The 22,286-nt window shown below is 74.1% G+C and carries 12 protein-coding genes; all 12 read left to right on the forward strand.

The window, feature by feature from the left end:
• Positions 1 to 19: 19 nt before the first annotated feature.
• Positions 20 to 661, forward strand: a complete 642-nt coding sequence (locus tag AB0910_RS08410; protein WP_366743749.1) for a superoxide dismutase — start codon at positions 20 to 22, stop codon at positions 659 to 661.
• A gap of 194 nt (positions 662 to 855) precedes the next feature.
• Entirely contained in the window at positions 856 to 1,653 is a 798-nt protein-coding gene (locus tag AB0910_RS08415) for an SAM-dependent methyltransferase (protein WP_366743750.1), read from the forward strand.
• Positions 1,654 to 2,152: 499 nt separating this feature from the next.
• The gene (eccCa, locus tag AB0910_RS08420; RefSeq protein ID WP_366743751.1) at positions 2,153 to 6,085 is read left to right on the forward strand and encodes a type VII secretion protein EccCa; all 3,933 of its coding nucleotides are present in this window, start codon (positions 2,153 to 2,155) and stop codon (positions 6,083 to 6,085) included.
• A gap of 76 nt (positions 6,086 to 6,161) precedes the next feature.
• A complete protein-coding gene (gene eccD, locus AB0910_RS08425) occupies positions 6,162 to 7,607 on the forward strand; it encodes a type VII secretion integral membrane protein EccD (RefSeq protein WP_366743752.1) in 1,446 nt (481 codons plus the stop codon).
• Between the two features lie 10 nt (positions 7,608 to 7,617).
• Positions 7,618 to 8,964: a type VII secretion protein EccB gene (gene eccB / locus AB0910_RS08430; protein ID WP_366743753.1), complete on the forward strand. Its 1,347-nt coding sequence runs from the start codon at positions 7,618 to 7,620 to the stop codon at positions 8,962 to 8,964.
• Between the two features lie 2 nt (positions 8,965 to 8,966).
• Entirely contained in the window at positions 8,967 to 12,563 is a 3,597-nt protein-coding gene (locus AB0910_RS08435; protein ID WP_366743754.1) for a hypothetical protein, read from the forward strand.
• Positions 12,560 to 16,045, forward strand: a complete 3,486-nt coding sequence (locus tag AB0910_RS08440) for a right-handed parallel beta-helix repeat-containing protein (protein ID WP_366743755.1) — start codon at positions 12,560 to 12,562, stop codon at positions 16,043 to 16,045. Before AB0910_RS08435 ends, AB0910_RS08440 begins: the two co-directional genes overlap by 4 nt.
• A 102-nt stretch (positions 16,046 to 16,147) precedes the next feature.
• Positions 16,148 to 16,498 carry a WXG100 family type VII secretion target gene (locus AB0910_RS08445; protein WP_366743756.1) on the forward strand — a complete coding sequence of 117 codons (351 nt, stop codon included), beginning with the start codon at positions 16,148 to 16,150 and terminating at the stop codon, positions 16,496 to 16,498.
• 42 nt (positions 16,499 to 16,540) lie between these two features.
• Entirely contained in the window at positions 16,541 to 16,831 is a 291-nt protein-coding gene (locus AB0910_RS08450) for a WXG100 family type VII secretion target (RefSeq protein WP_345655236.1), read from the forward strand.
• 44 nt (positions 16,832 to 16,875) lie between these two features.
• On the forward strand, positions 16,876 to 17,463 hold the full coding sequence (locus AB0910_RS08455) for a hypothetical protein (RefSeq protein ID WP_366743757.1): 588 nt from the start codon (positions 16,876 to 16,878) through the stop codon (positions 17,461 to 17,463).
• Positions 17,464 to 17,610: 147 nt separating this feature from the next.
• Positions 17,611 to 21,813 (forward strand): WXG100 family type VII secretion target, encoded by a 4,203-nt coding sequence (locus tag AB0910_RS08460; RefSeq protein WP_366743758.1) that lies wholly within the window; start codon positions 17,611 to 17,613, stop codon positions 21,811 to 21,813.
• The gene (locus AB0910_RS08465) at positions 21,810 to 22,235 is read left to right on the forward strand and encodes a YbaB/EbfC family nucleoid-associated protein (RefSeq protein WP_366743759.1); all 426 of its coding nucleotides are present in this window, start codon (positions 21,810 to 21,812) and stop codon (positions 22,233 to 22,235) included. The genes AB0910_RS08460 and AB0910_RS08465 overlap by 4 nt, the downstream gene beginning before the upstream one ends.
• Positions 22,236 to 22,286: the final 51 nt, after the last annotated feature.

A 22,286-nucleotide genomic window follows, 5' to 3' on the forward strand; every position in this document is an offset into this window, starting at 1 on the left:
ACGGAGGGCTCGTACCGCCATGGCCATCTACACGCTTCCTGAACTCCCGTACGACTACACGGCGCTTGAGCCGGTCATCGACCCGCAGATCGTGGAGCTCCACCACGACAAGCACCACGCGGCCTACGTCAAGGGCGCCAACGACACCCTGGAGCAGCTCGAAGAGGCCCGGGACGCGGGCTCCTGGGGTGCGATCAACGGGCTGGAGAAGAACCTCGCGTTCCACCTCTCCGGCCACATCCTCCACTCGATCTACTGGCACAACATGACAGGCGACGGCGGCGGCGAGCCCCTGGCCGCCGACGGCGTGGGCGAGCTCGCCGACGCGATCGCCGAGTCCTTCGGCTCCTTCGCCGGCTTCAAGGCGCAGCTGACCAAGGCCGCGGCCACCACGCAGGGCTCGGGCTGGGGCGTCCTCGCGTACGAGCCGGTCAGCGGCCGCCTCGTCGTCGAGCAGATCTACGACCACCAGGGCAACGTCGGCCAGGGCTCCGTGCCGATCCTGGTCTTCGACGCCTGGGAGCACGCCTTCTACCTCCAGTACAAGAACCAGAAGGTCGACTTCATCGAGGCCATGTGGAACGTGGTGAACTGGCAGGACGTGGCCAAGCGCCACACCACCGCCAAGGCCCGCGCCCACTCCCTCCTCCTCGCCCCCTGACCTACCGCGCCCCGCTGCCCGAACGGCGGCTCTGGCCCTCGCGGTACGGGTGATCCCGCAGCCCGGCCCCGGCCCCGCGCGCCCCGGGGAGCCCTCGGGGCCGGAGTCCGGCGCGGGCGGTGCGGGCGTGTGGGAAGCTGGCGGTGCGCCGGTGCGGGTGGTGCCGGGGGTGTGGTCGGGAGAGGGGCCGGGTGATGGGGCGCAGGAGTTTCCGGCGGGACGAGATCGACACCAGCAGGCCGCATCCCGCGCGGATCTACGACTTTCTTCTGGGCGGCAAGAACAACTACCAGCTGGACCGCGAGGCGGGGGAGCGGCTTGAGGCCGTGGCGCCCGAGGTGCGGATCGGGGTGCGGGCCAACCGGGACTTCCTGCGCCGGGCCGTGCGGTACGTGGTCGGCAGCGGGGTGCGCCAGGTGCTCGACATCGGCACGGGCCTGCCCACCTCGCCCACGGTGCACGAGATCGCGCAGGAGGTCGCGCCCGACGTGCGGATCGCGTACGTCGACAACGACCCGATCGTGAACACCTACGCCGACGTGCTGCTCTGCCGGCCCGGCGCGACCAGCGTGGTGCTCGCCGACGTGCGGGACCCGGCGGCGCTCCTGGCCCACCCGGACGTGCGCGAGGTCGTCGACTTCGGCGAGCCGGTCGCGGTGCTCCTCGTCGCCGTGCTGCACTTCCTCGCCGACGCCGAGCGGCCCGCCGAGGTCGTCGCCGCCCTGCGGGACGCGCTGCCCGCAGGCAGCTTCCTCGTGCTCTCGCACGCCACCGGCGACTTCGCCGACCGCAGCGACGCGCAGGCCGTGTACCAGGGGGCGACGGCGAGCCTGAACCTGCGCTCGCGTGACGAGGTCGCGCGCCTCTTCGACGGCTTCGAGCTGGTGGAACCCGGCCTGGTCCAGGTCCCGTTCTGGCGGCCCGAGGGGACGCCGCCGCCCGGATCCGCCGAGATCGGCTTCTACGGCGGGGTGGCGCGCACGGCGGGGTGAGCCGGGGACCCGGACACCATTTGTGGGCGAGGTACGGACCAACGGAGCGATCCGTGTGAGAGTTCACGGCAGTTGGCGTGAGGTTTGTCACGGGGCGTCCGCGCGCGTCACCCGGAGTGTCGGACGTTAATTCTCGTTGAATTCATCCGGGCGGAATTCGGGCACGGCCGGACCGGGTTGGGGCACGGAAGCATGCCCGTACGGGCGCAACTGGAACTCCGGCCACCGCGGGTCAAAAGGTGCATACAGCGAGTTAACGGATGTCGGCTATGCCGGAGTTGGCGGCCTGTGCGGCTTTCGGTGGGAGGTGACCTCACCCCCTCTCGTTTGGTATAGATAACAAACTCCTCAAGAAGTCGAAGTTTTACCGGGGAGTGGTCGCCAGTTCTTTGTTGCTCCCTATAGTTGACAGCTCATTAGCATGCGCGCTGGAGCAGGAAAGAGAGCCGTTTTGAGCACTGTGGTCGCAAAGCGCTCACCACGTGCCGAAGCGCCCCGTATGCCGGAGGGGCAGGTCGAACTGGCCGAGCCACCGGTGCTGGGTGAGCCGGCCACCGCGGACTTCGGGTCCGCGATGATGTATCTGCCCATGGGCCTGGGCGCCGGGGCCATGGTGCTCATGTTCTCCATGCGGGGAGCCGGCCCGACGACATACATGATGTCGGGGATGATGGGCGTCGCGATGGTGAGCATGACGCTCACGCAGATCGGCCGGAACAGCGCCGAGCGGCGCAAGCGCATGCGCGCCGAGCGCCGCGACTACCTGCGCTACCTGGCGCAGAAGCGCATCCAGGCCAGGCAGGCGGCCGAGGAGCAGCGCGCGGCGCTGCTCTGGGACAACCCGGACGCCTCCGACCTGTGGGCCATCGCGCTCGGCACCCGGCTGTGGGAACGCCGCCCCGCGCACGAGGACTTCGCGCGGGTGCGCATCGGGCTCGGGGTGCGCAGGGCCGCGCTCCAGTTCCTGCCGCCGCAGACCAAGCCGGTGGAGGACCTGGAGCCGCTCTCCGCGATCTCCCTGCGCCGCTTCACCCGCGCCCACCAGACCGTGCCCGCGCTGCCGATCCCGGTGGCGCTCGGCCGCTTCACCAGCGTCGAGTTCGCCGGCGAGGCCGACGGCGCCCTCGGACTCGTCCGGGCCATGCTCGGCCAGCTCGCCGTCTTCCACTCGCCCGACGAACTGCGCATCGCGGTGCTCGCGGACGACCGCGGGCGGTCCGAGTGGGACTGGCTGAAGTGGCTGCCGCACAACCAGCACCCGTACGAGGAGGACGACGCGGGGCCCGTACGGCTCTCCTCCGACGACCACGACACGCTTTTCGACCTGCTCGGCTCCGACGTGCTCGGCCGCCCCGACCACGACCCGGCGTCCACGCCCGGCGTGGTCGAGCCCCTCATCGTGATCGTCGCGCAGGGCGCGCAGATCCCGGACGGCTCCCGCCTGACCGGCGCGGGCATCCGCGGCGTCGTCCTGCTCGACCTGACGGGCGCCATGACCGGCGGCCCGAAGGTGCTGCGCCTGACCACCCGCGGCAAGGACGTCGAGTTCCCGAGCGGCAGCGACATGGTCACGGCGCGCGCCGACTCGCTCAGCGCCTCGGGTGCGGAGAGCCTCGCCCGCATCCTCGCGCCGATGCACACCGGCGGCGGCGTCGACCTCTCCGACCGCGCCTTCGACTCCGACTTCGACCTCACCGCCCTGCTCGGCATCCGCGACCCGCGCACCTTCGACGTGCCGGGCAAGTGGCGGCCGCGCACCGAGCAGGCGGCCCGCCTGATGGTGCCGCTCGGCGTCAACGACGACGGCGAGGTCGTCCAGCTCGACATCAAGGAGTCCGCGCAGGGCGGCATGGGCCCGCACGGCCTGCTGATCGGCGCCACCGGCTCCGGCAAGAGCGAGCTGCTGCGCACCCTGGTGATGGGCCTCGTCGCGACCCACTCGTCCGAGGTGCTCAACCTGGTCCTCGTGGACTTCAAGGGCGGTGCGACGTTCCTCAACATGGACCGGCTGCCGCACACCTCCGCGGTCATCACCAACCTGGCCGACGAGATCCACCTCGTGGACCGCATGCGCGACTCCATCAACGGCGAGATGATCCGCCGCCAGGAGCTGCTGCGCGAGTCCGGCTACGCCTCACTGTTCGACTACGAGAAGGCGCGCGGCGCGGGCGCCGAGCTCACCCCGCTGCCCTCGCTGCTGATCATCGTCGATGAGTTCTCCGAACTGCTCGCCAGCAAGCCCGAGTTCGTCGACCTGTTCGTGTCGATCGGCCGCCTCGGCCGCTCCCTCGGCGTGCACCTGCTGCTCGCGTCGCAGCGCCTGGACGAGAGCCGCATCCACAAGGTCGAGGGCCACCTCTCGTACCGGATCGCCCTGCGCACGTTCTCCTCGATGGAGTCGCGCAGCGTGATCGGCGTCTCCAGCGCGTACGAGCTGCCGTCGGCGCCAGGCAACGGCTACCTGAAGGTCGACACCACCAACCTGGTCCGCTTCAAGGCGGCGTACGTCTCCGGTGCGGCGCCCGCGCCCACCGGGCAGGGCGACCCGTACGCGGTCGGCGGCGAGCTGTCCACGGAGGCCGTGCCCTTCGGCCTCGCGCAGAGCGGCGAACTGCGCTCCGCACGCGAGGAGGAGGCGCTCCAGGCCCTCACGGAGGAGACCCTGCGGGCCGCGGAGGAGAGCGAGGAGAGCGACGAGAGCCTCCTCGAAGTCCTCGTCAACCGCCTGGAGGACAGCGGCCCGCCCGCCCGCCAGGTGTGGCTGCCGCCGCTGACCTCCCCGCCCAGCCTCGACCAGCTGCTGCCCGGCATCGTGCCCGACCCGGTGCGCGGCATGACCGCCGCGGGGCACCCGGCGCTCGGCTCGCTGCGCATCCCGCTCGGCATGGTCGACCGGCCCTTCGAGCAGCTGCGCGAACTGCTGGTGGCCGACCTGTCGGGCGCCGACGGCCACGTCGGCCTCGTGGGCGCGCCGCAGACCGGCAAGTCCACCATGCTGCGCTCGCTGATGCTCTCCCTCGCGCTCACCCACACCCCCGACGAGGTGCAGTTCTACTGCCTCGACTTCGGCGGCGGCGGCCTCGTCTCCACGGCAGGCCTCCCGCACGTCGGCTCCGTCGCGACCCGCCTGGAGCGCGACCGGGTGCTGCGCACCGTGGCCGAGCTGACGCAGCTCCTGGAGCGCCGCGAGCAGCTGTTCACCTCGCGCGGCCTCGAATCCATGGCCGCCTACCGTGCGCTGCGCGCGAGCGGCGACATCGACGACCCGTACGGCGACGTGTTCCTCGTCGTCGACGGCTGGGGCACCCTGCGCCAGGACTTCGAGGACCTGGAGCCGCGCGTCAACGAACTCGCCGCGCGCGGCCTGTCGTTCGGCGTGCACGTGGTCGCCTCCGCGGTCCGCTGGTCGGAGATCCGCTCCCGGCTGCGGGACATGCTCGGCACCAAGTTCGAACTCCGCCTCGGCGACGCCATGGAGTCCGAGGTCGGCTCCAAGGCGCAGGCCGGCGTGCCGCACCAGCCGGGCCGCGGCCTGACCTCGGCAGGGCACCACTTCCTCGCCGCGATCCCGCGTCTCGACGGCTCGTCGGAGACCGCCGACCTCACGGTGGCCACCAAGTCGGCCGTCGTGGAGATCGACACCTTCTGGACGGGCCGCTCCGCGCCCGGCGTGCGGCTGCTGCCCACCGAACTGCCCGTCGGCCAGCTGCCGGCCGCCGAGGGCACCGAGGACCTGCGGGTCTGCATCGGCCTCGACGAGCAGCGGCTCGCGCCGTACTGGCACGACTTCAATGCCACCCCGCACCTCATGGTGCTCGGCGACGGCGAGACCGGGAAGACCAACGCGCTGCGCCTGGTCATCAACGGCATCACCGCCCGCTACACCCCGGACGAGGCCCGCATCATGGTGGCCGACCCGGGGCGCGGCCTGCTGAAGTCCGTGCCCGAGGAGTACCGCGTCGGGTACGTCGTCGACGCCGAGGCCCTCACCCAGCTCTCCAACAACGCGGCCATCTCCGTCGGCAAGCGGGTCCCCGGGCCCGACGTCACGCCCGAGCAGCTGGCGCAGCGCGACTGGTGGAGCGGGCCCAAGCTGTTCGTCATCATCGACGACTACGACCTCGTCACCGGCGCCCCCGGCATGGCGTCGCCGGTCGCCCCGCTCACCCAGCTGCTCGCCCAGGGCACCCACATCGGCCTGCACGTGATCGTCGCCCGCAGCACCTCGGGCGCCATGCGGGCGATGATGGACCCGATGATGCGGCGGTTGTGGGAGCTCGGGAACCCGGCGCTGCTGTTCTCCTACCCCAAGGAGGAGGGCAAGTTCCTCGGCGAGGCCAAGCCCCGCACCCTGCCGGTGGGCCGCGCGCAGCTGGTCACCCGGCGCGGTGTGCGGCTCGTCCAGACCGGTCTGGTGGAACCGCCGTCATGACCGACGCCCCGCGCGCGGGCACCCCGCGCCGCCCCCGCCCCTGCCTCTGTCCCCCTCCGTGCCCACCGGGAGCGTCATGACGACCTCGCCCCCCGCGGTGTCCGTGTCCACGAGCGACGTCTGCCGGATCACCGTAGAAGGCCCCACCGGCCGCGCCGACCTGGCGCTGCCGGTTGCCACACCGCTCTCCGCGCTGCTGCCGACGCTGCTGCGGCACGTCGGCACCGCGCAGGAGCGCACCAACGCGCCCTGGGTGGTGCAGCGCCTCGGCGAGGAGCCCCTCGACCTGGACGGCAGCCCGGAGAGCCTGGCGCTGCGCCACGGCGACGTGCTGTACCTGCGGCCCGCCGACGAGCCGCTGCCTGGCCTGTACTTCGACGACATCTCCGACGGCGTCGCGCACGCCGTCGCCGACCGGCCCGACCTGTGGCGGCCCGAGCTGACCAGGGGGCTCGCCCTCGCGGTCGGCGGGCTCGTCCTCGCCGCGCTCGGGGTGACCGCCCTCAGGGCAGGGCCCGGCGTCCTCGCCACCGCGGCCTGCGGGCTGACGGCCGCGGTGCTCGCCGCGGTCTGCGCGATCATCGCGCGGGCGGGCGCCGACCGGGCCACGGTCGGGGCCGCGGGCCTCGGCGGCCTGGTGTTCGCCGCGCTCGCCGGCTTCGCGCCGTTCCACGCGGCCGCCGTCCCCGCGGGCGGCCTGCCGGCGGGCGCTCACGGCCATGCGGCGCTCGGCGACTTCGCGCTCGGCTCGCACGGGCTGCTCGTCGCCGCGGGTGCGGTCGCGGTCCTCGCGGGCGTCCTGCTGGCGCTGCGCGTCCTGCCGTTCACCCTGACCGGCACGTTCCTGGTGTGCGCGATCGCCGCCGCCGTGGGCGTCGCGGTGGCGCGCATCGGCGGCATCGACGCGGTGCAGGCGTCCGGTGTGGTCGCCGTCGCGATGTTCGTGCTCGGCCACTTCGGGCCCCGCCTGACCCTGCGCGCCGCCCGGCTGCGCGTCCCGCAACTCCCGCGTACGGCCGAGGAGTTGCAGCAGGGCATTGACCCGGAGGACGAGGAGAGCGTGACCCGGCGGGTCAACATCGCCAGCTCCTACCTCAACACGCTGAGCATCTCGTCCGCGCTGGTGTACTCGGTCGCGTTCGCCGCGCTCGTGCGCGAGGGCGGCTGGATCGGCTGGCTGCTGCCGCTGGTGTTCAGCGCGGCGGTGCTGCTGCGGGCCCGCAGCCTCGGCGGCGCCTTCCAGCGCATCCCGATGACCCTCGTCGGCGCCTTCGGCCTCGCGGTCATCGCGCTGACCCGGCTCGCCCCGCTCAGCACCACGGCGCACGCCGTCGTCCTCGGCGTCCTGCTCGCCGCGGCCGGCCTGCTGCTGGTCGCCGCGTGGCGGCTGCCCACCGGCAGGCTGCTGCCGGTGTGGGGCCACCTCGGCGACATCGCCGAGACCCTGACCGCCGTCGCGCTGCTGCCGCTGCTGCTCCAGGCGCTGCACGTGTACGCCTTCTTCCGCCAACTGGCCAGCTGAGGAGCGCGCCGTGCAGACCCGCAAGGACCAGGTCCAGGCGTACCAGTTCGCGATGGGGCGCCTCGCCACCGCGCTCGTGAGCGGCAACCCGGGCGGTGGCGAGAGCCCCACGCGGCGCGCGTCCGTCGGCACGTTCTTCGGCGCCGCGGTCGTCGTGCTGCTCTGCATCGGCTTCGGCGTCTACGGGCTGATCTCGCCCGTCGCGACGACCTCGTGGAAGCAGGACGGCGCGGTCGTCGTGGAGAAGGAGAACGGCAACCGCTTCCTGTACGTCGACGGTGTGCTGCACCCCCTGCGCAACTTCGCGTCGGCGCTGCTGATCTCGGGCCGCGGCGCCGCCTCCCCGGAGTCCGTGTCGGCGAAGTCGCTCGCCGGGGTGCGGGTCGGCTCGGCCGCCGGGATCCCCGACGCGCCCGACGCGGTCCCCGACGCGGCCGCGCTCCTGAACGGCCCCTGGACCCGCTGCCTGCGCCCAGGACTGCCCGGCGGCCAGGTCGTGGACTTCTCGCCCGGCGGGCACACCGCCGCGCTCCCCGACGACCGCCAGGTCCTGGTGACGGACGCGGGCAACCACCGGTACGTGCTGTGGCACGGCGCCAAGTACCGCGTCACCGACACGGCGGTGCTCATCGCGCTCGGCATGGACGACGAGCAGCCGGTGCCCGCGCCCGACAACTGGCTCGACGCCGTGCCCGACGGCGCCGCACTCGCCCCCGCGAAGATCGACGGCGCCGGGCAGCCCGCGGGCCAGGTCGCGGGCAGGGCCGCCGCGGTCGGCGACCTGTTCACCACCGGGGGCACGGGCACCGACGCCCACTTCTACGTGATGCTCGACGACGGCATCGCCCCGGTCACCGCCACCGAGTCCGCGCTGATGTCCGCCACGTCGGGCGCCGCGAAGCCGCGCGCCGTGACGGCCGCCGACATCGCCGTGGCGAAGGTGTCCAAGGACCGGGACCTGATGCACCGCCTGCCCGACCTGCTCGACATGCCGTCGGCCGACACCAAGGGCGCGGCGGTGTGCGTACGGCAGGAGTCCAAGGGCCCTGCCCTGCGCACCGGCCTCGTGCTGGAGCGCGGCGCGGCGGCCACCGGCTCGCGCAGCGTCCTCGTGCCGGCCGGCACGGGCGTGCTCGCGCTCGACCAGGCGCAGGTCGGCAAGGAGGGCGTCACCCCGCGCGAGTTCCTCATCACGGAGGACGGCACCGAGTACGCCGTCGGCGACGACCAGGCGCTGGGCGCGCTCGGTTACGGTTCAGGCAGCGGCCTTCCCTTGCCGGAGAACGTCCTGGCCCTGCTGCCGCGGGGTCCGGAACTGAGCAAGAACGCCGCCATCGCCACCGTACAGAGGGGATAGCCGTGCACATCGGGCTCAAGCCACCACGCCTGCTCGGCGGTCCGCTCCAGACGAGGACCGCGGGGCACGCACTGCTGCTCCACCCGAAGGGCGAACCCGACCCGCGTGCGGTCGCGTTCGCCTCCGGGCTGGCCGCCGACACCCAGCACACGCTGGCCGTCGTCGACCTGCCGCCCGGCACGGTGGAGACCGAGTGGGAGTCCGTCGCCAAAACCCTCTCGGGCCGGACGGGGAGCGTGCGCATCGTCTTCGCGAGGCCCACCACGGCCCGCGAGTCCCGCGCCATGGGGCAGCGGCTCGCCGACCGCCTCGACCGCACCGTCGTCACCCCGGACGGCGAGGTCGTGCCGACCGTCGACGGCGGCCTCTTCATCCCCAGCGACCGCGGCACCGGCTGGCTCGCCTACCGGCCGGGGCGTGGCCCGCAGCGTGACTCGCAGCGCTTCCCCAAGCCGCCGTGGGAGTTCTCCACCTTCAGCCGCCCCTGGGCGACCAGCGCGCTCGGCACGGTCGAGCCGCTGCCGAGCGGTGTGTGGGTGCGCGGCCCAGGACCCGGGCACACCGCGCGCGGCCGCAAGTGGCTGATGGAGTCCCTGCCCTGCCACCCGGACATCCTCACGATCGTCCTCGGCACCCCCGGCGGGCCCGCCGTGCCCCTTGAGGACATCGCGAAGTTCTGGGAGACCGTGCTGCCGTCGGTGCGCTCCCGCGTCAGGTTCGTGCACTACGGGCCGCTCTCGACGCCCGAGGGGCGCGCGTACGGCCAGGAGGTCGCCGACCGGCTCGGCCAGCAGGTCGTGGTGTACGCGGGCATCCCCGTGGAGACGAGGACGGGCCTCGAAGCGCCCGCGGTGATCGCGCTGCACAAGGACGGCAGCGCCGAGTCCCGGCCGTTCGCCAGCGAGTTGATGTACTTCCCGCGCCACGCGCCCGCCGCCCGCCCTGCGCCGCCCGCGCTGTTCGGGGTGCGCCGCCCCATGGACGGCATCCCCGAGATCACCCCCGGCGTGTACGAGTACGCGGCGGACGCGGTGCTCGAAGTCGTGCAGAGCGGCCTGTGGATGCGGCCGCCCAACGAGCCCGCGGACGCCGACGAGGTGCGGTGCGTGCCCGCGGGCCCCGGCCGTCTCGCGATCCTCTACGACCGCAGCACGCCCGCCGTCGCCGCGCGCATGAAGGAACTCGCCGAGGACATGCTGTGGCGCCTCGACCCGGCGACCCGCGTGACCTTCAAGGTGGCCCCGGCGGACGACCCGTGGCAGGGCTTCGGCTACGCGGACGACGAGGTCTGGTCCGTCGCCGCCGCCACCGAGCAGGCCCCGGTCGTCCAGGCGCCCGGCGCGGCCGCTGCCCGGCGCGGCGAGGGCCGCGCGGGTGCGACGCTCCAGCCCGAGGCCGCGGAAGCCGCGCGCGCCGAGGGCGACATGGGCTCGCGGCTCGCGGGCGCCAGGCTCGCCCGCGCCCGCAAGGGCCGCGCGCGCCCGGCCGCGGCCGAGGCTCCGCCGCGCCCGGAGACCGAGACCGCGTCCACGGCGTCCGGTGCCGCCCCCGCCGGGGCCCCGGTCGCCGGCGGCCTGTCGTCCGAGGGCCCGGCGGCCGCGCCCGCGGAGCCCGAGGCCGCGGCCCCCGCGGCGACCGCGTCGGCAGCGGGCACCGCGGCCGCCGCTCCCGCCACGCCCGCGGCCCCCGCACACCCCGCGGGCCCTGTGCCGTCCTGGCCCGCCCCGGTGGACGGCGCGCCCGGCGCCGAGCCCGTCGGCCCGATACCGTCCTGGCCCGCCCCCGTGGGCCCCGGCGCGGGCCCCGCACCCGCCCCGGCCGCCCCCGGCGGCGGCTCTCCCGCCGCCCTTCCCGCGGCCCCGCGCCCGTCCGCCCTGTCGTCGGGCGGCCCGGCCGCCCCGGCCCCCACGGCGCCCGACCCCCGCACGCTCCCCGCACCGAGCGCGCCCGCAGGCCCCGCGCCCGACGCTCCCGTACCGCCTGCGCCCAACGGCCCGACGGGCGGCGGCCCGACACCGACCGCGCCCCCGAACGCGCCCGCGCCCGGCGGCCCCGCGCCGTCCGCTCCCGTACCGCCCGTGCCTGTGAGTCCCGCGCCCAACGGGCTTACGGGCAGCGGCCCGACGCCCGCAGCGCCGCCGAACGCGCTGACGCCGAACGCGCCCGTGGCCGGCGGCTCCGCGCCGTCCGCTCCCGTACCGCCCGTGCCTGTGAGCCCCGTGCCCAACGGGCTTACGGGCAGCGGCCCGGCGCCCGCAGCGCCGCCGAACGCGCTGACGCCGAACGCGCCCGTGCCCGGCGGCTCCGCGCCGTCCGCTCCCGTACCGCCCGTGCCTGTGAGTCCCGCGCCCAACGGGCTTACGGGCAGCGGCCCGGCGCCCGCAGCGCCGCCGAACGCGCCCGCGCCGAGCGGCCCCGCGCCGTCAGGACCGGGGGCGGCCGGGCCGGCGGCGCAGGACGCACCCGTGCCAGGCGGTCCTGCGCCCGGCGGTGCGGCGCCCGGCGGTGCGGCCCCGCAGGTGCCTGCCGCGCCGCGGATCCGGCTGGAGTCGGGGGCGCCCGCGCCGGTGCCCGCGGCGCCCGCAGGGGACGGCGCGGCGCCGGTGGTGAACGGCGCAGGGCCCGGTTCCGTACCTCCGTCCGTGAGCCCTCAGCCCGCCGCGCCGAGCGCCCCTGCGGCGCCCGCTGCCGCGCCGGCGCCGCAGCGCGCCGCCGTGCGGGTGCAGCCCGTGCCCAAGGCGGCCGCCTGCGCGTCGCCCGGCGACCGCGAGGTCGGCAAGGAGCGCGACTGGGTGCGGCGCACGTTCAGCGAGCAGTACAACGCCGTCGCGGGCTCGGTCTCGCGCGTCATGTCGGAGTCGCCAGGACTGCGCGGCGCCTCCCGCAGCGACGCGGCCGAGGCGCTCACCGACCTCGTCGCCGTCAAGCTGTACCTGTCGGGCGACAGCGCCCAGGTCGACCGGGCCGTGCGGTCGGCGACGGTCGGCCCGCACGTGCCGCTGGCCCGCTGCGTGGCCTCAGGACTGCGCAGGCTGCCCTCCTACCGCGGGCCCGCGCTGCTGCGCACCCGCGCGAGCGGCGCCGAGCGCGCCTGGTTCCGCGAGGGCAGGCTCGTCACCGAGTGGGGCTTCTGCGCGGCGCGCACCAACGTGACGCTCGCGGGGGAGGGCGACACCGACTTCCTGATCTGGTCGATGACGGCCCGCCGCACCAGCCTGGTGGACGCCGAACGCCCCGACCAGATCATCTTCGTGCCGGGCACCAGCTTCAAGGTGCTGCGCGGGGTGGACCCCGACGCCGGCAAGCCCACGGTGCTGCTGCGCGAGCTGCTGCCGTCGGAGATCGACTCGGACGGCCGGGTCGACGTGGCCCGCGTCCCGCTCGACGACATAGCGCTCGCCGGCCTCGAACAGGCCATGGGCATCGTCGAGAAGACCGAGAAGTCCGATGGCTCCGGCGGGAGTTCCGCCGCGTCCTCGGAGAAGAAGGCGGACGCGGCGGGCGAGCCCAAGACCGGCGGGCCCGGCAGCGGCTGGCCGCCCGGCCTGGTCTCCGGCCGCAAGGAGACGTCCGTACGCAACGAGGGAGCGAAGCCGTGAGCCGGCAAGTCCTGTTGGTCTCCCCGGACCGACCCGGTGCCCACCGGTCCATCGCGCAGGCGCTGGCCGACGCCACCGACGGCGCGCTGATCACGGTCGCGCCCGGCCGCTACGAGGAAGCCCTGCACATCACCAAGCCCGTGAGCCTGGTCGCCGGGGGCCGCAGCGGCGTGGAGATCCGCGCGACCTCGGGCACCACGGTCGTCGTCGACGCCGAGGTGCAGCTGTCCGGTCTCGTGCTCTCCGGCACGGACCGCGAGGCGCCCGTGCTCGACGTGCGGCGCGGGCAGGCCGCGCTCGACGGCTGCTCGCTGTCGGGCGAGGCGTGGGCCGCGGTGCTCGCCTGGCAGGACGGCGTGCTCGCGCTGCGCGGCTGCCGGGTCACCAACACCCAGGGCGCGGGCGTCGTGGTGACCTCGGGCGGCGGCAACGTGCTGGAGGGCTCCGAGATCACCGACGTCGGCTCGTCGGCCGTCGTCGTCGCCGAGCAGGGCCGTCTCACCGTGCGCGAGTGCGTGCTGAACCGGCCGCGCGGCAATGGCGTCTGCGCCAACGGCCGCGCCACGGCGGTCGTCGAGGCCACCCGCATCGACGGCAGCGGCAAGCCCGCGCTCGCCGTCGAGCAGCAGGCCACGGCCGAGCTGCGCAAGGTCGAGGTGAGCGGAAGCGCCGCGCTCGACGCGTACCTCACGAGCACCGGCGAGACAGTGCTCGCCCAGTGCTCCTTCACCGGCTCTGGCGGCCAGGGCGTGCACATCAGCGGCGGCGCCGCGCCGCTGCTGCGCGGCTGCACGGTCCAGGGCGCCTCGGCGAGCGGCGTGCAGGTGACCGGCGCTTCCCGGCCGCGCATCGAGGAGTGCACCGTCGCGGACTCCCCGGTGGGCGTGGTCGTGGAGGCCCGCAGCGAGGCGACGTTCACCGCGCTGGCCGTACGGGACGCGAGCGGCGCCGCCCTGCGGCTCGCCGACGCGGCCACGGCCCGTGTGGAGGGCCTCACGGTCTCGGGCGGCTCCGGTGCCGGCGTGGTCGCGGGCGGCGCCTCGACGCTGTCCGTGCGCTCCGGCGAGATCGCGGCGGGCGGCGCCGCCGTCCAGCTCGACGAGAAGTCCGAGGGCACGCTGACCCAGGTCAAGCTGCGGTCGACGGGCGGCGGCCACGGCGTCGAACTGGCGGGCGGCGCGCATGCGGTGCTGGAGGCGTGCACCGTCGCCGAGTGCGGGGCCCTCATCGGCGCCGATGCCGAACTGACCGCCCGCGAGAGCGAGTTCACCGGCTCGGACGCGGACGGTGTGCGGATCGTGGGCGGCGGCTCGCTGACCGCGGTGGGCTGCCGGGTGACCGGCGCGCGCGGCCACGGCGTGAACATCCAGGCGTCGTCCCGCGCGGAGCTCGACCACTGCACGGTCTTCGACAACGCGGGCGACGGCGTCCGCTGCAACACCGAGGAGCCCGTCGCCGTCCGCGACTGCGAGGTGCGCGACAACGGCGGCCGCCCGGTGCACCAGCTCACCGCCGGGCCGCACGTGACCGTGGAGCGGCTCGAAACGGGCTCGTCCGGCGGCGAGGGCGGCGAGAAGCCGGGCAAGCGCGCCGCCGCGGCCGAGGAGAGCGCGGGGCAGGAGGGCGGCTACGCGGGCGCCCACCACACCGGCACCGGGCCGCTCGCCGAACTCGACGCGCTGGTGGGCCTGGAGAGCGTCAAGAAGGAAGTCACCGGCCTCATCAACCTGAACAAGATGACGCAGCGGCGCATGGAGATGGGCCTGCCCATGCCGCCGATGAGCCGCCATCTCGTCTTCGCGGGGCCGCCGGGAACGGGCAAGACGACCGTGGCCAGGCTCTACGGCGCGGTCCTCGCCGAGCTCGGCATCCTCAGCCAGGGCCACATCGTCGAGGTGGCGCGCGCCGACCTGGTGGCGCAGATCATCGGCGGCACGGCCATCAAGACCACCGAGGTGTTCAACAAGGCGCTCGGCGGCGTCCTGTTCATCGACGAGGCGTACACCCTCACCAACCAGTCGCGCGGCACGGGGCCCGACTTCGGCCAGGAGGCCGTCGAGACCCTGATGAAGATGATGGAGGACCACCGCGACGAGGTCGTCGTCATCGTCGCCGGCTACTCCGAGCAGATGGACCAGTTCCTCGCGTCCAACCCCGGTATGGCGTCGAGGTTCGCGCGGACCGTCGAGTTCCCCAACTACACGCCGGAGGAGCTCGTCACCATCGTGCGCGGCCTGTGCGCCAAGCACTACTACGAGCTGACCGAGGACGCACTCGAAGCGCTCACGCAGTACTTCGTGGAGATCCCGAAGACGTCGACCTTCGGCAACGGCCGCGTGGCCCGCCAGGTGTTCGAGCAGATGATCAGCAACCAGGCGTCGCGGCTCGCGATGAACCCGCCGGGCGACGGGGCGGAACTGAGCCTGCTGACCGCCGCGGACACCGGCTTCGACCTCGACGCGTACGAGGACGGCCCCGAGGGCGCCGACGGCGAGGCGGGCGGCAAGGGCAAGGGCCGCGCGCCGCGGGCCCGCGCCGACAGCCCCGGCATCCGCAAGCTGACCGAGATGACCGGCCAGGACGCGGCCCGCGAGGCGCTGCGCACCCGCCTCGACACCCTCGTACGGCTCACGCAGCGCAAGGAGCGGATCGCCGGACTCGCCAACGTCGTCCTGGAGGCGCCGCCCGGCAGCGGCCGGCGCACCCTCGCCCGGCTGTACGCGCGCAGCCTCGCCGAACTCGGCCTCGCCGCCACGGGCGCCGTGCACCACCTGCCGCTCGCCGCACTGCCGGTGCGGTGGGCCGAGCAGCCGAGGTTCCTGTTCGCCGCGGCCTTCGAGGAGGCGGCAGGCGGGGTGCTCGTACCCGAGATCGACCCGGCGTTCGACCGTCGCTCGGAGCCCGAACAGGCCGCCGTGCTCGACGCGTTGGCGCATGTGATGGCCGCCGTGCCGGAGACCCCCGTGGTGCTGCTCGGCAGACCCCCGCACCTGATGGATCTGATGCGGGAGCGCATCGACCTGGCGCAGGCGTTCGCGACCTACCTGCCGCTCGACCCGTACACCCCCGAGGAACTCGCGCGGCTGACGGAGCGGCGGCTCGCCGCGCTCGGCTTCCGGCTCGCCGGCGAGACCGGGCAGGCGCTGGCGGAGCGCTTCGCGCAGGGCACGCCGGGCGGCGCCGCGTACGGGGCGCACCGGCTCGCCGACCGGCTCGCCGCGGTGGCCCGCACCCGCACGGTCGGCCCCGAGGACCTTCAGCGCGCCCTGGCGCAGCCGCAGGGCCAGGCGGCCGCAGCCCGGGGTGCCCGCCCCGCCGCGGGCCAGGACGCGGCCCGGCAGGCGCAGGCGCCGCAGGCCGCGGCCGGAGCGCCGGAGACCGCGCCCGAGGGCGCGGTCTCCGGCGTCCCCCCACAGACCACTGCCGGGACGGCGGAAGCGCCGCCCCGGCAGGAGGACACCCCACCCCTGGTGCACACCTGATGAACGACGTGCACCCGCAGGGCCCGTGGGGTCCCGACACCCGGCGGGAGACCGGCGTCCGCGCAGCGGGCCCGGCGACCGTCTCACCAGAGAGGAATCAAGGTGGCAACCAACAGCAACACCTCAGTTGACATTGAGGGCATGAAGCGTGCCCAGGGCACCTTCCAGACCGCTGTGGACGAGTCGTCCAGCTCGTACTCCAACATGGAGGGCCAGATCGAGGCCCTCGGCCCGGCCTGGACCGGTCAGGCCGCGACCATCTTCCACGGCGCCATGGGCAAGTGGCTGGAGGACTTCCGCACGGTGAACCAGCAGCTCCAGCGCATGCTGGAGACGCTGTCGCAGAACACCGGCGTCTACGCGAACGTCCACTCGGACACCGAGGACAAGGCGCAGCAGGTGCAGCAGCTGATCTCCTCCGGCAACCTCGGCGGCCTGCCGGGCTTCATGTAACAAGCAGCCCACCCACACACGACCTCACCAGGAGCCACCAGCATGACCACGTACACCGTCCAGATGGAGCAGGTCGACTTCATCGTCGGCGAGATGCAGAGCATCACGCAGCGCATCGCGCAGACGCTCCAGCAGCTGGACGACCAGTCGAAGAACGACCTGGCCCAGTGGCAGAGCGACGCCCGGGACACGTACTACGACGCCAAGGCGAAGTGGGACGCGGCCGCCGCGGAGATGCAGACCATGGCGACCCAGGCCACCCAGCAGCTCGGCACCATCAACGAGGCGTACGGCCAGGGCGAGCGCAACGGCGTGAGCCTCTGGCAGGGCTGACGGGCCCGGACCGCCGGACCCACGGCTTTTCGAAGGGCTGAGTCATGACTTACGGAACGCTCGACGGCACGCTGCCGCCGACTCCTACGCCACCCGAGCACAAGGCGCAGGAGTGGGACGGCTCGTCCGACCTCGGCACGGGGCACGGGACGTACAACAACCCGGACCCCTTCACCCCGCCGGCGGTGCCCAAGAAGGGCGGCGGGGGCAAGGGCACGTCGGTGGACACCCCGTCCATGGACGTGTTCGCGTCCAACATCGACCTGCTGCTCAAGCCGGTGCAGAAGGCGAGTGACGCGCTCACGCCCGTCACGGTCGCCTCGGGTGCCTTCTACCACGCCAACCAGATCCGGACGAAGGTCACGGGGACGAACGGCGACGACGGCCTCAAGGCGCAGTACATCAAGGTCCTCAACGACCTCACCAACGGTCTCACCGACCTGCGGGAGGGCGTGAAGACGCTGGCGGCGAAGTACAAGACGGTGGACGACGCCAACGGCATGAAGTCGAAGGACCTCACCGACGCCATGGACGGGGTCACCGACGACTTCAACACCATGATGTCGGACAACGGCGGGACCGGGGCGGTCAGCACCCCCGGCCTTTCGCCTACGGACGGCAACGGGGGCTGAGTCTGAAGTCCCCCGGCCCGTCGGCCTCCCGCCCGTTCCCCTCCCCGGTTCTCCCGTACGGGGCGGGGCCGGGCGGGGGGTCGGCGGCGCAGGGTGCGGGTGCGGGCCGCGGTGCGGCGCGGGTGTCGACAGGAGAGTGTGAGCGGGATGGGAACTGACTACGACGGCGGCGGGTTCAAGGACAGCGACGACGGCGTCTTCGGTGATCCCGGCCAAGGCGGCGGATCGGTCTCGGACTATGACAACTGGGACTGGAAGCAGATCATGGCGGCCATCGTCGGCATGTCCGCCGGTACCGAGAGCGACTCCAACGAGGAGCACGCGCAGTCGGTCTCCGACCCGCAGTCCCTCCAGGACGCGGCGGACGCGTTCTACCAGGTGCAGATGACGCTCAGCGGCGTGGCGAAGGCGCTCAGCGACCAGGCGAAGGCGCTCGCGGGCGACGACGGGCCGTGGAAGGGGGACGCGGCCGACGCGTTCCTCGACATGATGGAGACCTTCTCCAAGCAGGTGCAGGCCAACGCCGATGTGCTGGGTGGCGGTTCGGGCGGCGGCCACTCCGTGCCGCAGCAGCTCGCCGACAACGCGGTGAACCTCACCAACGCGATCAACAAGATCCACGACATCGACCACTGGTACGCGGACCAGGCCATCCAGATGGGCGTCACGCCCATGGACAACGGCCTCATCCCGATCAGCAAGAAGCCGCAGCTCGTCGAGATGATGGGCAACGACATGCGGGCGGTGCTCAAGAGCCTCGCGAGCGAGTACCAGGTCACCATCGACTCCGTGCACTCGCCTTCCGGCGTCAACTCGCCCGTGGGAAACCCGAATCCGGACGGCGGCCCGGACACGACGGGCGGTCCTGACATCGACATCCCGGACTACCAGCCGGCGTCGTTCGAGGCGCCGACCCCCGCCGACCTCACCCCGACCGACCTGAACGGCATGCCGTTCCCCGGTGCGACCGACACCACGGGCAGCGGCTACGACCCGACCGGCGCCGACGGGCTCAACCCCAACGCCTTCAACGCCCTGAGCGCCAACCCGTCGCCGTTCACCGGCGGCCTCGGCACCGACGGCTCCGGCCTGCCCTTCAACACCAAGAGCGCGCTCGCCATGCCGAACGGCAGCGACCTGGGCGGCCCCGACTCCGACACCCTCGACCCGAACGCCCTCGACAGCCTGCTCAACCCCAACTCCAGCCCGGCAGGCTTCCCCGACTCGACGGGCGTCGGCGGGGACAGCAGCCTCGGCGCGGGCGACGGCATCCCCTTCAGCCCGACCGCTTTCGGCGGGAGCACGGGCACGAACGGCGCGGGCAACTTGCCCAACTTCAAGAGCCTGGCGACGAGTTCTCCGAACGCCTTCAAGTCCAACCTGCCCGCGGAGGAGTTCCCCGGCTCGACGGGTACCGGCGGCAAGGGCCTCGGCATGCCGGACACCGACGGCATTGGCAGCGGCCTCGGCTCGGTCAAGCCCGCGGCCTTCCCCGGCAGCAAGTCGACCGAGTCCGGCCTGCCGTCCTCGCTCGCCAACCCCGCGGGGCTCAAGAACAACGCCCTGCAGTCGGGCTTCCCCTCCGAGAACCTCGCGGCCTCCCCGTTCACCGGCGGCACCAGCACCGGTGGCAGCGGGATGCCGTTCTCGCCCATGGGCGGTATGGGTGGCGGTGCGGGTCAGCAGGGTGCGGGTGGCGAACCGTCCGATGCTTCGGGCCTGTTGGATCCGAGTGTCGCGCCGTGGACGGGTGATCCTGCGGTGGATGGCGAGGTCGGTTCCGATCTCGGTACGGACGCGGGTGGTGAGGGTCTGCATCTGCCGAACGACGAGTCGCTTGCGGCGATGCCGTTCACCGGTGGTACCAGCACGGGTGGCAGTGGGATGCCGTTCATGCCGGGCATGGGTGGCGGTATGGGTGGCGGTGCGGGTCAGCAGGGTGGTGCGGGCGGTGAACCGTCCGATGCTTCGGGCCTGTTGGATCCGAGTGTCGCGCCGTGGACGGGTGATCCTGCGGTGGATGGCGAGGTCGGTTCCGATCTCGGTACGGACGCGGGTGGTGAGGGTCTGCATCTGCCGAACGACGAGTCGCTTGCGGCGATGCCGTTCACCGGTGGTACCAGTACCGGTGGCAGTGGGATGCCGTTCATGCCGGGCATGGGTGGCGGTATGGGTGGCGGTGCGGGTCAGCAGGGTGGTGCGGGCGGTGAACCGTCCGACGCCTCGGGCCTGTTGGATCCGAGTGTCGCGCCGTGGACGGGTGATCCTGCGGTGGATGGCGAGGTCGGTTCCGATCTCGGTACGGACGCCGGCGGCGAGGGCCTCGACCTGCCGGACGAGAACGCGGCCGCGTTCCCGGGCCTCGACGGCGAGGAGGCGGCGGCCGGGACTCCGGGCGCCGGGATGCCGTTCATGCCCGGCATGGGCGGCGGCATGGGCGGCGGCGCGGGGCAGCAGGGCACGGGCGGCGAGCCGTCCGACGCGTCCGCGCTGCTCGACCCGAGCGCGGAGCCGTGGACCGGCGATGCGGACGGCGACGTCGAGGTCGGCTCCGACACCGGCGCGGCGCCCGGCGTGCGGACCGCGTTCGCGACGAGCGACGGCGAGCCCGCGACGGCCGCCGCGGGCGAGGGCGCCCCGTACCTCCCGTACGGCGGCAGCGGCGCCGGCGCGCCGGCCGGCGGCGACCAGGGTGAGCGCTCCGACGCGTCGGCGCTGCTCGAACCGAGCGACGACGCGTGGACCGGCGACGACACGGACGGCGAACCGGCCACCGACGGCGCGCCCGCGGGCGGCGAGGGCCTGACGGCGACCACCGGCGGCGTGAGCACCGGGGCCGCGGTCGCCGGCGCTGCGGCCGTCGCGGGCGCGGTGGCGGCGGTCGCCGGGGCGGCAGCGGCCGCTTCGGGGGCCGGTACGGGCACGGACGCGACGCGTACGTCCGCCGCACCCGGGACAGGCGCGGCGGCCTCGGAGCCGGCGGCGTCGAGCGCTCCCGCGGCGGCGAGCGGGCCCGCGGCTCCTGCGGCGCCGACCGCTCCTGCGGCCCCGGCAGCTCCCGCAGCTCCTGCGGCTCCCGCTGCCACGGTTTTGCAGGGCACGCCCGCAGTGGCGACAGGACAGGACCGGACCGTGCAGGCCACCACGGAACCGCAGGGCCCCACGGGCTCGTTCGACGACGACGCGGAGTGGACGTCCGAACTGGGCGCCCCCGACGGCCCCGACGCGACCGGCGGTAACGACGGCACCGGCGGCACCGGTGCGGAGTCGTCGGCCGCGTCGACCGCCGCGGCGGCGACGGCGGGTGCGGGCCTCGGGGCGGCCTCCGCGGCCTCCGCGGCCGCCGGCTCCGGCGCGGCCGGTTCCGGCGGGGCCGGTTCCGGTGCGGGCCGTACCGCAGGCGGCAGCGGCTCGGGCAGCGGCGGCCAGAGCGGCGCGGGGGCCCGGGGGACCGGCGCTTCCGGCGCGGACGCCGAGGGGTCGGACCGCGCAGCGGGCGACCCGGCGGGCGCCAGCCGCGAGGGCGCGGCCGGGGCAGGGGAGCACCACGACAGGCACCGCCCCGACGGGATCGTGCTCGTCGGCGTGCCGGTCGGCACCTCTCGCAAGACCGAGGACGAGCGGGACAAGGACGAGAAGCGCGGCGGGGCCGAAGGCGACGAGAAGGCCGAGGGACGCCCCGACGAGGGCGGCGGGGACGACGACCCGCCTGCGGGCGGCGGCCCCGGCCCCGAGGACGAGTTCGACACCGAACTCGACGGCCCTGACGGCCCCGAGGCTCCGTACGGCGACGGGCCCGACGACCGGGTGGCGGTCCTGCGCGCCTCGGGCGACGAGGTGCTGGAGGAGGACACCGCGGCCTGGGACGCCGGAGGCGGCCCCTTCGTGCCGGGACTGTGGTCGGGCCGCGCCGGGGACGAGCGTGACGCCCGGGCGCCCGGCTACGCGTCCGCAGACGAGGGCACCTGGGGCGAGACCCCGCCGCCCCCGCCCGCGGCCGCGGGCGTCGTGGACGAGGAACCCGCGCTCGCGACCTGGAAGCCCAGCCGTTCGGGGGCGGCCGGCACGACCGGCTCGGCCTCCACGTCCCTCCCGCGGCAGGTCTACCGGTCCTCCGCCGCCATGCCCGACGTACCGGCCGAGAGCGAGGAGCCGGAGGCGGAGGCCGCTCCCGGCAAGGACGCGAAGAACGGGAAGGCGGGGAAGGCCGGCAAGAGCGGCAAGGCCGGAAAGAACAAGAGCAGGAACGACAACGACGAGGACGAGGAGAGCCGCGGCATCGCTGACCTGCTCGTCCAGGACACGAACACATGGGGCGCACCGCCCGCTGACACAGGGGTGATCGGATGACTTCGCCGTACGACCAGCCGATCGAGGACCTCCTCGCGCAGTACCGCGCCCAGCGCGAGGCGGCCGTGGAGACGCGCCGCCGCATCAACGAGACCACCGGCACCGCGACCGCGCCCCGCCAGACGGTCAAGGTGACGGTGGGCGCGCAGGGCGAGGTCACCGCGATCGAGTTCCCGACGTCCGCCTACCGCAGGCTGCCGCCGAAGGAGCTGGCCGAGGTCCTGATGACCACCATCGCGCAGGCGAGGGCCGACGCGATGGAGAAGGTCGGGGACCTGATGTCGGACCAGCTCCCGCCGGGTGTCACCATGGGCGGTCTGCTGAAGGGCGAGGTCGACCCGACGCAGCTGCTCGCCGAGGACCCGACCATGCCGGACTCCGTGAAGGAGTACGTCGACAAGGGAGGCCCGGAGAGCTCGTGAACGACTGGGCGCGCACGGCACGAGTGACACGGACGAGCCGAGGAGGCTTCG

The organism is Streptomyces sp. NPDC047002 (assembly GCF_040704505.1).
Lineage (GTDB): Bacteria > Actinomycetota > Actinomycetes > Streptomycetales > Streptomycetaceae > Streptomyces.

Coding starts and splice junctions, on each gene's coding strand:
- AB0910_RS08410 (WP_366743749.1), top strand. CDS start 20: ATGGCCATCTACACGCTTCCTGAACTCCCGTACGACTACACGGCGCTT.
- AB0910_RS08415 (WP_366743750.1), top strand. CDS start 856: ATGGGGCGCAGGAGTTTCCGGCGGGACGAGATCGACACCAGCAGGCCG.
- eccCa (WP_366743751.1), top strand. CDS start 2,153: ATGCCGGAGGGGCAGGTCGAACTGGCCGAGCCACCGGTGCTGGGTGAG.
- eccD (WP_366743752.1), top strand. CDS start 6,162: ATGACGACCTCGCCCCCCGCGGTGTCCGTGTCCACGAGCGACGTCTGC.
- AB0910_RS08450 (WP_345655236.1), top strand. CDS start 16,541: ATGACCACGTACACCGTCCAGATGGAGCAGGTCGACTTCATCGTCGGC.
- AB0910_RS08455 (WP_366743757.1), top strand. CDS start 16,876: ATGACTTACGGAACGCTCGACGGCACGCTGCCGCCGACTCCTACGCCA.
- AB0910_RS08460 (WP_366743758.1), top strand. CDS start 17,611: ATGGGAACTGACTACGACGGCGGCGGGTTCAAGGACAGCGACGACGGC.
- AB0910_RS08465 (WP_366743759.1), top strand. CDS start 21,810: ATGACTTCGCCGTACGACCAGCCGATCGAGGACCTCCTCGCGCAGTAC.